Raw genomic sequence first — 12312 nt, forward strand, 5'->3', positions numbered from 1 at the left:
ACGCTGCGCATTGTCATCAAGCAGGAGCGATTCGAAGTCACCCGGAGCACACGGCATCACCGCGCCGATGTTGTACTGATCCTCCACAGCACCCGTGTCGAAACTCGCCCGCAACACCGGACCACCCTCCCCATACACCGTCGGCCGCGGAGTCGAATCCGTCACCCTCACACTCATCCCCAACGACTCCCAATAATCGGCCACCTTCCGAGCATCACCCTCGACATCCGCCCCCGCCGGAGCCCACCAGTCATAGCTATAACTCGCCCCCTTCACCCCACCACCGAGGCCGCACTCATCCGGCCGCGCTTCTCCAGTGCGCGGCCACCACCCCTCGACATCCAGCCGCCCAGCGGAGTCCCGCACGAACTCCACCACCCGATCCCGCCCTTCCCGAGGACTCATCGTGCTCACCGGACCCGCCCCCTCACTCTCTCCCGCACACGCGGACACCGTCACCACCAACAGAACAGCGGGGATCAGTGCGACACCTCTCCGCCGGTTACAGCGTGTATGCGCCATCAGTGGCCTGCCTCAGTTTCTTCTGGAAATCGGTAGGACCGAGTGGGCGATTCTCAGTCAGCAGATCCGCCCGCCCGGAGACGGCCCGCGCGACGTTCCTCAAGGACTCGGTCTGCTCGTCGAGGTATCCCGCGAGATCACCGACATCGCTTTTCAGAACATCATGGTTCGTGACGACGCGGCCCGCCTCGCCCCCCGTTTCGACTCCGAAGACCTGCGCTCCGAAGTCCTCGTCGGCAGGATTCGTGTGGTGATCCGTGCTGAATTCCCTGCCCATCCAGGCGGCCTCGTCGCCGCTCTCGGTCTCGCCTACGAGCTTCGATCGCGCCTGGCCCGCGTAGACGGCCTCGGCATGCAGGTCGCTCGCCTCGTCGACGCTGTCCGGCAGACCGGCCGAGCCCAGCGTCACGACGACCCCGAGGTCGACGTCGGAGCGCGAGGCGGCGGCCGCCATGACGGTGCTGCCGTAGGAGTGCGCGACGACGTTCGGCTTCGGGATGTCGTCGCCACGCACCGCTGAGAGCCCCTGCACGGCCGAGGCCAGAGCGGCGCCGCCCGCGACGGCGTCCGTCGAGGAGAGGACCTCCAAGCCGTCCTCCGGCATCGGCGGAGTCTCGTAGCCGATCCAGGCGACGACAGCGCTGCCGGGCGGGAGCAGCGACTGCAGGTTCTGCGACGCCTTCGTCCACTGGGTCATGCCCTCCGTCGTCTGCCCCATCCCGGGGACGGCGTAGGTGACGTTCGTCGCGGTGTCGAGATCGCCGATCGAGACGGCGGCGAGCGGAGGTTCGTCATCGGTGAGGGAGATGAGGAAACGAGGCGCCCGGCCGGACTTGGCCCACAGTGACGCCCGGATGTTCGTCAGCGCCGCCAGCTGCGACCGCACCGCCGTCAGCCGCTCCGCCGCACCGTCGCTCGCCTCCCCGCGCAGTCCCGCGGCCTCGCCCTCCAGCGCCGCGATCCGCGCCACGAGCACACTCTCGTTCGCCTCCGCCCGCGCGCCGTAGGCCACCCCCTCGAGATTCCCGATCACCTCCGGCAGACCGGCGACCAGCGCCTCCTGCTGCGGCGAGAACGGCGCACCGTCGGTCGGGTCGAGGCTCCGCCACCACTCGTTCACGAGAGCCGGCGCGAGCCGTCCGAGCCGCGCCGGGAGGTCGGGCGATGAGGCGAGGAGCGTCGCGAGGTCGTCGGCCGAGAGCGTCGCGAGGGAGTCGAGCAGGCTCCGGCCACCGAGGGGCCGCGCGATGGTGCCGACGACGTCGAGAACAGGAGTCGAGAGCGCTCCTCCCCCGGCGGCGGCGAAAGCAAGGGAGATCTGCTCGACCCAGCTCACATCGGCCGCGCCGATCGACAGCAGCTCGCGGAAGCCCCGGAGCACCGAGAAGGACTCGACCGGCGCCCACGGGCAGTGATTGCGGAACGCTCCCCAGGCTGTCATCAGCTCCTCGAGCCGCGACCGCATCGACTCATTGGCCTGCCGGGTCTCGGAGACGAAGACGTCCAGGTGCTCGGGGTCGGCTGAAGTCGCGCCTCCCACGGCAGCCCCGCCGACAGAGGTGCGGCTCGCCGAGTCCGGGGAGAACAGCGCGCAGATCGGCGGCGGCACGATCGGCTGGTCGGAGGGCGGCCGATCGAAGATTTCATCGACCCCGGCCGCGAGGGCCGCCACCGGATCGGCACGACGCTGCTCCTCGCGCTCGGCCGCTCGCTGCTCCCAGGCGGCGTACTCCTCGCGGCGTCGACGCTCCTCCGCGGCGAGCCTTGCGACGAGCCGCACCGTGTCGGCGAGTCCGTACAGCTCGCCGCTCAGCCGGTTGCGATTGTCTGCCTCGCAGCGGCAGACCTGCCGGAACAGCTCCGAGTAGGCGCCCCGGAACTCCCGGAGCGCGTACTCGATGGCGGCGGACCGCAGCAGGCCCTGGGTCGAGAGCGAGACGGCCGCCCGCTCAGCGGCGTCGACGAGGGCCACCGCCGCTGCATCGTCAAAGGGGAACTCCATCATCGCCTTTCGAGTGAGAATATCTCGGAACAGTAAACCGGCGGCCGCGGCAGAGCGCGCGGCTGGCGCGGGACGCCGCGCATTCCGCGCCACGGGGAGCCGCCACTCCGCGACGCAGACGCAGATGTGATGCGGACCGCACCAGTCCGCGCCGCCCGCCCATTGCCCGCGGTCAGCCGCTCCAGGTACCCCGCGAATGCGCGCAGCTCCCACTCGGGCCGCTCCGCCGCGACACCGGAGTAGCTGTAGGCCTACTACGGCGCCTGGTCGGCTGGAGGGCGCCGGCGTCGGGGACGAGGTCGGCGAGCGCCTCGGAGGCGTGCCCGCCCGGGAGGCGCGGGTCCTCGAGTGGCAGCACCCGGCCATCGTCGACGCGAGCTGGCGCGCCGCGCCGATACGTGGATCCGCGTTTCGGCCTCGGAGACCGTCCGTCGACCCGCCGCCACCGCGACTCGACACCCTCGACACGACCAGAGGTCACCCTGCGGCGGCAGACGGCGTCGGCGGCTGCTTCCGCGGATTCGGCTTCTCTCGAACCCACTCATCACCGGGAAAAACAACACCCGCCTCACGCTGCGCATTGTCCTCCCGCGACATCCCCGCCGCATAACCCGGAGCACACCGCGCGACCGCACCGATCCGATACGTCCCCGCAGCCGCACCCGTATCGAAATGCTGTCCGTCGTCTGCCCCATCCCCGGCACCGCATAGGTCACGCTCGTCGCGGTGTCCAGATCGCCGATCGAGACCGCGGCGAGAGGGGGATGATCGTCCGTGAGGGAGATCAGGAAGCGCTCGCCCCTCCGAGAATCTCCTCCAACGAGTCCGCGATGTTCTGCAGCGCCCTGAGCTGCACCGATACCTCCCGGAAGTCCTTCTCGCCAGGCCCCGCCACACCCCGGAGCAGCGCGTGCTGCTCCTCCTCAAGCACCGCGATCCTCGCCCGGAGCACGCTCTCGTTCGCCCGGGCACGCGCCCCGTAGGGCACGCCCTCCAGGTTCCCGATCACCTCGGGCAGCGCGGCTGTGACGAGCGCCCGCGCGAACGTCGTCGCTGCCGCTTCGACGAACGGAATCGTCGACATGTCCACCCCCGGAGCGAGCACTACTCAGGAACAGTAGGCGATCGGATCCCGCCGCCGACGTCTGGCGCAGAATCGCACCTCAGTACGAGTCGGCCGTTCAGCTCGACGCGGTCAGCCGCTCCAGGTATCCCGCGAAGGCGCGCAGATCCTCCTCGGGCCAGGTGCTCAGCGCCTCCTGCATCCGCTGCCTCTGACGCCCGCCGAGGTCGCGGATCCGGGCGGACCCCGCGGTGCTGAGCGAGAGGAATCGAGCGCGACCGTCGGAGGGATCCGCCGCCATCTCGATCAGGCCGAGTCCTGCGAGCTGGCGCGCCTGCCTGCTGATCGCGCTGCGATCGACGCCGAGACGCTCGGCCGCAGCGCCGGAGTGGACGGGACCGCAGCGCTCGAGCATCCGCAGCAGCCGCAGGCCGAAGGGCGGCAGCGTCGGGTCGATCGACGCCGCCGCGTCCCGGACGGCGACGCGCACCTGGAGGGCGAGCGCGGTGATCCGCTCCTCGACCTCGAGCAGCGCCCCGACCGAGGCCGCGACAGCCGGCATCAGCGCCGCTCGATCACGTCGACCGAGCCGGTCGGACGCGATTGGCCGACAGGACGCAGCCCGGCCTGCCCGTCGGAGGCGGCGATCAGCGCGTCCTCCGCGTCCTGGATCGTGCGGGCGGGCTCCGCCTTCAGCTGGACGGCATTCTTGGAGCCGAGGTCGACATTGGGCAGCAGGATCACGGCGATCAGCGTGACGAGGGCCAGCGGGATGCTGTACAGGAACACGTCGCCCACTCCGATCCCGTAGGCACTCTCGACCACGATGCGCACGGCGTCGGGAAGGGTAGCCGGCTGCGGGATCGTGCCGCTGCCGAGCGCCTGCGCGGCGAGGGCCTGATCGGCCGGCGCGAGGCCGGCGATCCCGGTCGTGATGTGGTCGGCGATCACGGTGCCGAGCATCGACCCCAGGACCGAGACGCCCACGGTGCCGCCGAGGCTGCGGAAGAACGTGACCGCGCTGGTCGCGACTCCGAGGTTCTTCACCTCGATCGAGTTCTGCACGACGAGCACCAGGTTCTGCATCAGCATGCCCAGCCCGGCACCGAGCACGGCCATGTAGACACCCACGAGCACGAGATCGGTGTCGTAGCGCAGCGTGCTCAGGAGGAAGGTGCCGACGACCGCGAGCACGCCGCCGCTGATCATGATCGCCTTCCACTTGCCGGTGCGCGAGATGACGCCTCCGAAGATCGTGGAGGAGATCAGCAGGCCGGCCATCATCGGGATGGTGAGCAGTCCCGACTGGGTCGGCGTGGCTCCGCGGGCGAGCTGCATGTACTGCGCGAGGAACACCGCGACGCCGAACATCGAGACGCCGACCGAGATGCTCGCGACGACGGCGAGGCTGAAGGTGCGGTTCGCGAACATCCCGAGGGGGATGATCGGCTCGGCCACGGTCAGCTCGGTGATCACCGCGGCGACGAGCAGGACGACGGCTCCGCCGACCATGAGCACGGTCTCCCAGGACGCCCACTCGAAGTTCTTGCCGGCGAGCGACACCCAGATCAGCAGGAGCGAGACTCCACCCGCGATCAGGACGGCGCCGAGGTAGTCGATCTTCACCTTCCGCTTCGGCTGCGCGGGCAGGCGGAGGGTCATCTGGAGCAGGACGATGGCGACGATCGCGACCGGCATCGCGATGAAGAAGTTCCAGCGCCAGCCGAAGGCGTCGGTCACGACGCCCCCGAGGAGCGGGCCGCCGACGGTGCCGATCGCCATCACTCCGCCGAAGAGGCCGGCGTACTTGCCGCGCTCTCGGGGGCTGATGATGTCGGCCATGATGATCTGGCTCAGCGCGGCGAGGCCGCCTGCGCCCAGGCCCTGGAACACGCGGAAGACGATGAGCGTGTTCGTGTCCTGCGAGAAGCCGGCCAACGCCGATCCAACGACGAACAGACCGAGCGCGAGCTGGATCAGCAGCTTGCGGTCGAAGAGGTCGGCGAACTTGCCCCAGAGCGGAGTCGACACCGTGGTCGCGAGCAGGGTCGCGGTCACGACCCAGGTGTAGGCGTTCTGGTCGCCCTCGAGGTCGGAGATGATCCGGGGCAGCGAGGTCGAGACGACCGTGCCCGCGAGGATCGAGACGAACATGCCCAACAGGAGTCCGCTGAGCGATTCGAGCACCTGGCGGTGGGACATGGCGCCGTCCGGCCCGGCGGGGGCGTGGCGTTCGGCTGTTCCGCGCGCTGCGGCGCGGTGTTCGGGGTGTGACATGGGCTCCTCTTCGGCACGACGGCGGTTCTAGTTGACCCGGATCAACTATTGACCGACTGCAACTATATAGCCGAGCGAGGTTAATTTCCAGCGGGCCACCGACACCGGCGGGCAGCGCGCCCGCCCGCCCGTATCCTCGGGGGATGGACAACATCGATCGGAAGATCCTCGATCTGCTGCGCCAGAACGCCCGAGCGGGCTATGGCGACATCGGCGGAGTCGTGGGCCTCTCCGCCTCCGCCGTGAAGCGCCGCGTCGACCGCCTCGTCGCCGACGGCGTGATCCGCGGTTTCACGATCAAGGTCGACCCCGCGGTCGACGGCATGGCGACGGAGGCGTACGTCGAGCTGTTTTGCCGGGGCACCGTCGCTCCGGACGAGCTCCGTCGCATCCTGTCGGCCGTCCCAGAGGTCGTCGACGCCGGCACGGTGACCGGCTCGGCCGACGCGATCGTGCACATCCGCTCGCGCGACATCCCGAGCCTCGAGCTCGCCCTGGAGAAGGTGCGGATCGCGCCGAACGTCGACCACACCCGCTCGGCGATCGTGCTCTCGCGCCTCATCCAGCGCAGCGAGCCCTGATGGATCGTGCCACGCCCTCGACATTTACTCACCGAAAGGGTATTCCATACGTGTATGGTCATTCCGGGAGGGCGGAGCATGAGTGATCGCGAGCAGGCGGAGACGGCGGCACGGCGGAGGCGGCGCATCTGGCTGATGCTGCCGATCATGTTCGTCGGTGTGCTCGCCGGCCGCGGAGTCGCGATCGCAGTGGGCGCCGAGGATCCGTGGAACGTGGTCGTCAACGCTGCCGTCTCTGCAGTGGTGGCGGCCGCCGCCCTCGTTCTCCTCGACCGTCCGCGCTGACCCCTCCTCCTGGATCGGAACCCGATGGAGGGAACGATGAGGGAACGAACGACGACGAGCACGGCGCTGATCGCCGCCATGGCGATTCTGCTGGCGGTGCCACTGCTCACGGCTCAGACCGCGCAGGCGGAGCCGGGGAACGACGGGGCGAGCAGGAGTGTGCATCTCGAGGCGAGGGGCGGATCCGCGTCCACGGTGACGTTCGACGTCACCGACGGCACGCGGATCGTCGAGCTGACGGGCGGCGGAGTCGGATTCACGAACGGATCCGAGACCTCCGAGGCGCTCCCCGAGCGGATCGAGGTGGGCCGCGACCGCACCGTCTCGGGTCACTGGTCGATCGACGACTCCGACACCGTCACCTTCCACTTCGCCGCGGACGACTCGTCCGGCACGACCAAGGGCGGCCAACACCTCGACAGCGACTGGGCGTCGGACGAGTGGGGCCAGTGCGTCGCCGGGAGCGGCGTGAGCGGAGCGGCGACCGGCGGGGTGATGGGCGCGATCACCGGCGCGGGAGCGATCGTCACCGCGACCGGCGGAATGCTCTCCGGGATCATCGGCGGCGCGCTCACCTGCTGAGCGGCGCCCGATCAGGCGGGCGCGTCCGCCGCGGCGGGGACGCGCCCGCCGTCGATCCGGTGCCGGGCACGCTGCTCTCGCGAGATCCGGACGATCACCGGCGCCGGGCTGTGCACCCGGTTCCCTGCCGTGACCTCGGTCCGCGGACCGGCCCCCGTCCGAGTGGTCGGCGCTGAACGGATCAGAAGCCCGTGGGCGAGAACGTCTGCGAGAACTCCGTGAAGAGAGCGGCGGCCCAGCCGATCGCGATGACGAACGAGACGACCACGACTCCGAGGAAGACCCAGAGCGGCAGCAGACCACCGCCGGTCACGCGCTTGACGATGACACTCCGGCCGATCACATAGACGTACGGAGCAGCGAGGAAGGCCCACGCCCAGTGGAACGGACGCTGGAGGCCGGCCCTCTTGAGCTGGCGCCAGTCGAGGAAGGCGAACACGACCTCGGCGGCGTAGATCAGGAAACCGACCACCTGGAGCACCCCGAGGCCGACGAAGTAGGCGGTGGACATCCCCATGGAGGCGCGCGGCCCGTAGGTCGAGGACATCGACGAGTCCACGATCGCGCTCGGCGGGAGCAGGAAGATCGAGAGCGCCGAGAGCAGGGGCAGGAGCACGACGACCCAGATCCACGGAGTGGCGGTGACGATGCTCGTATCGCGCTGCTGCGGCGCGGCGCCGGCCGAAGGCGAGGGCTGCGGGTAGGCGGGCTGCTGGTACGGCTGCTGCGGAACCTGCTCGCCGTACGGCTGCTGCGCGGAGGGCTGCTGCGCGTGCTGTCCGTAGCTCTGCTGCGGCTCCGCGGCGGCCGGCTGCTGGGGGTACTGCCCCGAGGCGGTCTGGCCGTAGCCGGTCGCCGCTCCGCTCGAGGTCTCTCCGTAGGCGGGGCGCTCGACGGGGGGCGCGGGCGGGGTCGGAGGCGCAGCCACACGCTCCGCGGGCGTCGCCACCGGCGGCGCGGGCGGAGCCGCCACGGGAGCATCGCGCAGCGATTCGGTCCAACCGGAGCCGTCCCACCAGCGCTGGCGGGGCGAGCCCGCGGGGTCCGGGTACCAGCCGGCGCGGGGCCCGGAGGCATCGCCGCTGCTCGCGCCCTGGTCCGAACCGGTTCCGTTGTCGTCCGTCATCGCGTCCTCCGCTCGCCTCCGGGCGTTCTGCCCGTCTTCAGGACCCACCGTAGTGCTGCCACCCGAGGCTCCACCTGGAGGCCAGCTGACCGCGCGCTGTCCGCGCGCTGTCCGGTGCCGCCGGTCCGCGACAACGGCGTCCAGGCCGCATCGGGGAGGATGGAGGCATGGCCCACCTCCTCCGCGCCCGCGCCGCCCTCTTCGACATGGACGGGACGCTCGTCGACTCGACGGCCGTCGTGGAGAGGATCTGGAGCGCGTTCGCCGAGCGCTTCGGTCTCGACCGCGCCACGGTTCTCGCGGCCGTCCACGGCGTGCGGGCCGCCGACAGCGTCCGACGCTTCGCCCCTGAGGGGTCCGACGTCGAGGTCATCGTCGCCGAGCTCGACGCCTTCGAGCTCGAGCACACCGAGAGCACGGTCGAGATCCCCGGTGCCGCAGCGTTCCTCGCCTCGCTCCCGGGTGAGCGGGTCGCGCTGGTCACCTCTGCGAGCCCCGGCCTGGCCGCCGGACGTCTCCGGGCGGCGGGGGTCCCCTCGCCCGGCACGATCGTCACCGCGCACGACGTCGCGAACGGCAAGCCAGCCCCCGACGGCTACCTGGCCGCCGCGGCGCGGCTCGGCGTCGCTCCGGACGACGCGCTGGTCTTCGAGGACGCGGAGGCGGGGATCCGCTCGGGACTCGACGCCGGAATGCGCGTCGTGGTGGTCGGGAGCCACGAGAGCGCGAGCACACGCGGACTCCCACGGATCCGGGACTACTCCGGCGCCCGGGCCGAGGTCGACGGCGACGAGCTGGTGCTCACGCTCGGCTGAACAGGCATCAGTAGCGGATCGCGTCGATCACCTTCACGCGGACCGCCACGATCGCCGGCACGAGGCCCGCAAGAGCGCCGACCAGCGTCGCCGCCCCGAGCCCGAGCAGCGCCGCGTCCACCGGGAATGCCGGGATGTCTGCGATCCCGTTCTCCTTCACGAAGGCGACCGTCCACGGGTTGGTGATCAGGACGACGGCGATCGTGACTCCGATCACGCCGGCGACCACGGTCGCCACCACGCTCTCCATCATGATCGAGAAGAAGATCCGGCCCGAGGAGGCGCCGAAGCTGCGCCGGATCCCGATCTCGCGGATCCGCTGGCGCACGGTGACCAGGGCGATGTTCAGCAGCCCGAGCGCGCCCAGCGCGAGCACCAGGCCCGCCACGCCGCCGATCACCGCGGTCAGCACGCCGAAGGGGTCGGAGTCGTACACGAGGTAGTCCCGCCGGTCCACCGACACGGTGACGCCCTCGCCGAGCGCCCCCGCGATGTCGCGCTGCACAGCCGCTGCGAGCGGCTCGGCGAGCTCGAGCGGCACCCACATCTCGTAGCCGGGAGTCGACGAACCACCGTTCGCCGGGTCGGCGTTCTCGGCGACCGCCGGAGAGGCGTCGACGAGCATCATCATCGAGGGTGTCGTCTCCCACTGCGTCGACGGAGTGACGCCGACCACGACTCCGGTCGTGTTCCGCTCGGAGCCGAGCAGGCTCACGACCGGGTGGGTGCGCAGATCCGGGCTGCCGAGCCGCTCCCAGAAGCGCTCGTTCACGACGAGTGCGGGAGCCAGGCGCTGTGCGTCCCCGTCGGTGAACCAGCCGCCGTGCACGATCGTCAGGCGGTGCATCACGGCGTACGGCTGGTCGACCGCCTGCACCGGCACCTCGACGGCGCCATCGGCGAACTGCACGCGGGCGCTGCCGGAGGTGGACCGGCTCGCGTAGTCGATGGAGTAGCGCTCGAGCACGCCCTGCCAGGCCGTCTGCAGCGCGTCGAGGTCGACCCCGGTGCCGGTGCCGGTGCCGGACGAGTAGACGGAGACGTGGAGGCTGGCCGGACGACCGCTGGAGCGCTCGGCCTGCTCGATGTTGGCCTGGCGAGCGATGCCGCCGGCAGCGACCACCGCGGTCAGCGCGGCCACCGCCACCGCCACTCCGATCAGAGAGAGCAGCACCCGGCCGCGGTGGATCCGCAGCTCGGTCCACGCCTCGACGATCGCGCCGGCGATCCCGACGATGCCGCGCATCAGCGGGCCTCCGCCGTCACGCCGAGGCGGCCGTGGTCGAGCCGGTAGTGGCGCTCCGCCCTCGCGGCGATCGCGGGATCGTGCGTGATGGTGACCAGGGCCGAGCCGGACTCGCGCGCGATCTCGTCGAGCAGGCCCATCACGCTCTCGCCCGTGTCGGTGTCGAGAGCGCCCGTGGGCTCGTCGGCGAGGATCAGGCGGGGGCGGCGCACGAGAGCGCGGGCGATCGCGATGCGCTGCTGCTCGCCTCCGGACATGCGCCCGGGCATCGAGTCGACCCGGTGCCCCAGGCCCACCCGCTCGAGCATCTCGGCGGCAAGGGCCGAGCGGCGCCAGAACTCGGAGCCGGTCGCGTAGAGCAGCGGAGTCATCACGTTCTCGCGGGCGGTGCGGCCCTCGAGCAGGTTGAACTGCTGGAAGATGAAGCCGATGCTCCCGCCGCGGATCCTCGCCCTGGCCCGCGAGGAGAGGGTCTCGGTCGGGCTGTCCTCGAGCAGCATCCGTCCCTCGGTGGGCTCGTCGATGAGTCCGAGGATGTTGAGCAGAGTCGACTTGCCGGAGCCGCTGCGGCCGACGACAGACACGTGGTCGCCCTCGCCGACCTCCAGATCGACGCCGTCGAGGATCGTCAGCGGCGGCGCGTCGGGCAGGGGCACGACCTTCCGGATGCCCTCGAGGCGGAGGATCGTCACGAGCAGACGACCGAGCCGTCCGGCTGCGCGACGCAGTTCGCGCCGAACTGCACGCCGTCCTCCTCCGCACCCGCGCCGGGCACGAACTGCAGGAGTTCGGTGCCCTCGTCGATGCCGCCGGTGATCTCGACGGAGGTGCCGTCGGTGAGCCCGAGGGTGACGGGCACCTCCTCGGTACCGCCGTCGGCGGTGCGGCGGAAGACGACTCCCGACTGGGCCGTGCCCTCGACCGCGGTCGTCGGCACGACCAGGACGCCGTCGGCCCGACCGCCGGCCAGCGTCACCGACGCGGCAAGCCCCGGGAACACCGTGATCTCGGCGGGCACCTGGCAGGTGAAGCTGGTGCCGGAGCCGGAGGACGGGCCGGCGCCCGGCGCCGCCTCCGGGTCGCTGGGAGCGGCCGCGCTCTGGCCCGCGCCCGCGAGCGGAGTGGTGATGGTCAGGTCTGTGCAGGTGAAGCCGGCCGGGCCGCCGGTGATCGCGACCTGCGCCTCCGTCGGCCGGTTCTGGATGCGATAGAGCTGCTGCGCGTCGATCGAGCCGGTGACGGCATAGCTCGGAGGCGCGACCTGGCCGGTCACCTCCCCCACTGTGACCGCCTGATCGTGGATGACGCCGAGAGCGCTGAGCGTGCCGCCGGTCGCGGCGTAGACGCGCTCGAAGCGCACGGCGGGCGGGGGCTGGCTGACGCTCACGGCGCCGTCCGCGCCCGTGGTCTGCACCGGGTCCTGCGGAGTCTCGACACGGATGTCGTAGATCAGGTCGCCCGAGGCGACGGCCGCGCCCTGCTGCACGTACACGTCGTCGACGGTCCCTGCGGCCGTGGCCTTGAGGGGCACGGCGGGGTCGGCGGCGACGGTTCCCTGCAGAGTGAGGTCGTTCGTGACGGTGCCCCAGCCGACCGTCACGAGAGGCTCGGTGATCTCGCCCGTCGGCTGCGTCGGATCGCCCTCGGCCGCCCGATCGGGGAAGAAGGCGATCTTCAGCAGGGCGACGCTCGCCGCCCCGATGATCACCATCCACACGATCGGGAACACCCACCGTCGAACAGCACCCACATCGTCCCCCGACTCCATGCTCTCGGCGCGCCGCCGTGATGCGCCGAAGGGCAGCCTAGCCTT

The 12312-nt window shown here is 70.9% G+C and carries 12 protein-coding genes; 4 read left to right on the forward strand and 8 right to left on the reverse strand.

Translation table 11 applies throughout. The annotated features are described in order from the left end of the window. Nucleotides 1-502 precede the first annotated feature (502 nt). The 4 genes from GSU10_RS12770 to GSU10_RS12785 form a co-directional block, all read right to left on the reverse strand. Nucleotides 503-2527, reverse strand: coding sequence for an alpha/beta hydrolase (locus GSU10_RS12770; RefSeq protein ID WP_158286106.1), 2025 nt, complete (start codon nucleotides 2525-2527; stop codon nucleotides 503-505). 781 nt (nucleotides 2528-3308) lie between these two features. Continuing rightward, nucleotides 3309-3614, reverse strand: a complete 306-nt coding sequence (locus GSU10_RS12775; protein ID WP_132504982.1) for a hypothetical protein — start codon at nucleotides 3612-3614, stop codon at nucleotides 3309-3311. Nucleotides 3615-3705: 91 nt separating this feature from the next. Further along, on the reverse strand, nucleotides 3706-4149 hold the full coding sequence (locus GSU10_RS12780; protein WP_068212638.1) for a MarR family winged helix-turn-helix transcriptional regulator: 444 nt from the start codon (nucleotides 4147-4149) through the stop codon (nucleotides 3706-3708). Beyond that, nucleotides 4149-5789 carry an MDR family MFS transporter gene (locus tag GSU10_RS12785; protein WP_068212648.1) on the reverse strand — a complete coding sequence of 547 codons (1641 nt, stop codon included), beginning with the start codon at nucleotides 5787-5789 and terminating at the stop codon, nucleotides 4149-4151. Before GSU10_RS12785 ends, GSU10_RS12780 begins: the two co-directional genes overlap by 1 nt. 218 nt (nucleotides 5790-6007) lie before the next feature. Here GSU10_RS12785 and GSU10_RS12790 point away from each other — a divergent pair, with 218 nt between their 5' ends. The 3 genes from GSU10_RS12790 (at nucleotide 6008) to GSU10_RS12800 (ending at nucleotide 7312) form a co-directional block, all read left to right on the forward strand. Further along, nucleotides 6008-6445 carry an Lrp/AsnC family transcriptional regulator gene (locus GSU10_RS12790; protein WP_068212651.1) on the forward strand — a complete coding sequence of 146 codons (438 nt, stop codon included), beginning with the start codon at nucleotides 6008-6010 and terminating at the stop codon, nucleotides 6443-6445. Between the two features lie 78 nt (nucleotides 6446-6523). Beyond that, nucleotides 6524-6730, forward strand: a complete 207-nt coding sequence (locus GSU10_RS12795) for a hypothetical protein (protein WP_068212654.1) — start codon at nucleotides 6524-6526, stop codon at nucleotides 6728-6730. Nucleotides 6731-6766: 36 nt separating this feature from the next. Further along, complete coding sequence (locus GSU10_RS12800) at nucleotides 6767-7312, forward strand: hypothetical protein (RefSeq protein WP_132504984.1); 546 nt, start codon at nucleotides 6767-6769, stop codon at nucleotides 7310-7312. A gap of 181 nt (nucleotides 7313-7493) precedes the next feature. On the opposite strand, the gene GSU10_RS12805 is transcribed toward GSU10_RS12800, so the two are convergent. Then, complete coding sequence (locus GSU10_RS12805; protein ID WP_132504986.1) at nucleotides 7494-8438, reverse strand: DUF2510 domain-containing protein; 945 nt, start codon at nucleotides 8436-8438, stop codon at nucleotides 7494-7496. A gap of 167 nt (nucleotides 8439-8605) precedes the next feature. Here GSU10_RS12805 and GSU10_RS12810 point away from each other — a divergent pair, with 167 nt between their 5' ends. Further along, complete coding sequence (locus GSU10_RS12810; protein ID WP_068213248.1) at nucleotides 8606-9253, forward strand: HAD-IA family hydrolase; 648 nt, start codon at nucleotides 8606-8608, stop codon at nucleotides 9251-9253. A 7-nt stretch (nucleotides 9254-9260) separates the two neighbouring features. On the opposite strand, the gene GSU10_RS12815 is transcribed toward GSU10_RS12810, so the two are convergent. The 3 genes from GSU10_RS12815 to GSU10_RS12825 are packed head-to-tail and all read right to left on the reverse strand — an operon-like array spanning nucleotide 9261 to nucleotide 12210. Further along, the gene (locus tag GSU10_RS12815) at nucleotides 9261-10499 is read right to left on the reverse strand and encodes an ABC transporter permease (protein WP_082845297.1); all 1239 of its coding nucleotides are present in this window, start codon (nucleotides 10497-10499) and stop codon (nucleotides 9261-9263) included. Further along, nucleotides 10499-11191, reverse strand: coding sequence for an ABC transporter ATP-binding protein (locus tag GSU10_RS12820; protein WP_068213251.1), 693 nt, complete (start codon nucleotides 11189-11191; stop codon nucleotides 10499-10501). The genes GSU10_RS12815 and GSU10_RS12820 overlap by 1 nt, the downstream gene beginning before the upstream one ends. Beyond that, nucleotides 11188-12210 carry an efflux RND transporter periplasmic adaptor subunit gene (locus tag GSU10_RS12825; RefSeq protein ID WP_158286107.1) on the reverse strand — a complete coding sequence of 341 codons (1023 nt, stop codon included), beginning with the start codon at nucleotides 12208-12210 and terminating at the stop codon, nucleotides 11188-11190. Before GSU10_RS12825 ends, GSU10_RS12820 begins: the two co-directional genes overlap by 4 nt. Between the last annotated feature and the right edge of the window lie 102 nt (nucleotides 12211-12312).

The sequence above is a fragment of the Rathayibacter tanaceti genome, assembly GCF_009834165.1.
Taxonomy (GTDB): domain Bacteria; phylum Actinomycetota; class Actinomycetes; order Actinomycetales; family Microbacteriaceae; genus Rathayibacter; species Rathayibacter tanaceti.

Bases quoted from the DNA above. Each gene is read 5' to 3' on its own strand.
- GSU10_RS12770 (WP_158286106.1), bottom strand. From the start codon at position 2,527: ATGATGGAGTTCCCCTTTGACGATGCAGCGGCGGTGGCCCTCGTCGAC.
- GSU10_RS12780 (WP_068212638.1), bottom strand. From the start codon at position 4,149: ATGCCGGCTGTCGCGGCCTCGGTCGGGGCGCTGCTCGAGGTCGAGGAG.
- GSU10_RS12785 (WP_068212648.1), bottom strand. From the start codon at position 5,789: ATGTCCCACCGCCAGGTGCTCGAATCGCTCAGCGGACTCCTGTTGGGC.
- GSU10_RS12790 (WP_068212651.1), top strand. From the start codon at position 6,008: ATGGACAACATCGATCGGAAGATCCTCGATCTGCTGCGCCAGAACGCC.
- GSU10_RS12795 (WP_068212654.1), top strand. From the start codon at position 6,524: ATGAGTGATCGCGAGCAGGCGGAGACGGCGGCACGGCGGAGGCGGCGC.
- GSU10_RS12800 (WP_132504984.1), top strand. From the start codon at position 6,767: ATGAGGGAACGAACGACGACGAGCACGGCGCTGATCGCCGCCATGGCG.
- GSU10_RS12805 (WP_132504986.1), bottom strand. From the start codon at position 8,438: ATGACGGACGACAACGGAACCGGTTCGGACCAGGGCGCGAGCAGCGGC.
- GSU10_RS12810 (WP_068213248.1), top strand. From the start codon at position 8,606: ATGGCCCACCTCCTCCGCGCCCGCGCCGCCCTCTTCGACATGGACGGG.
- GSU10_RS12815 (WP_082845297.1), bottom strand. From the start codon at position 10,499: ATGCGCGGCATCGTCGGGATCGCCGGCGCGATCGTCGAGGCGTGGACC.
- GSU10_RS12825 (WP_158286107.1), bottom strand. From the start codon at position 12,210: ATGGTGATCATCGGGGCGGCGAGCGTCGCCCTGCTGAAGATCGCCTTC.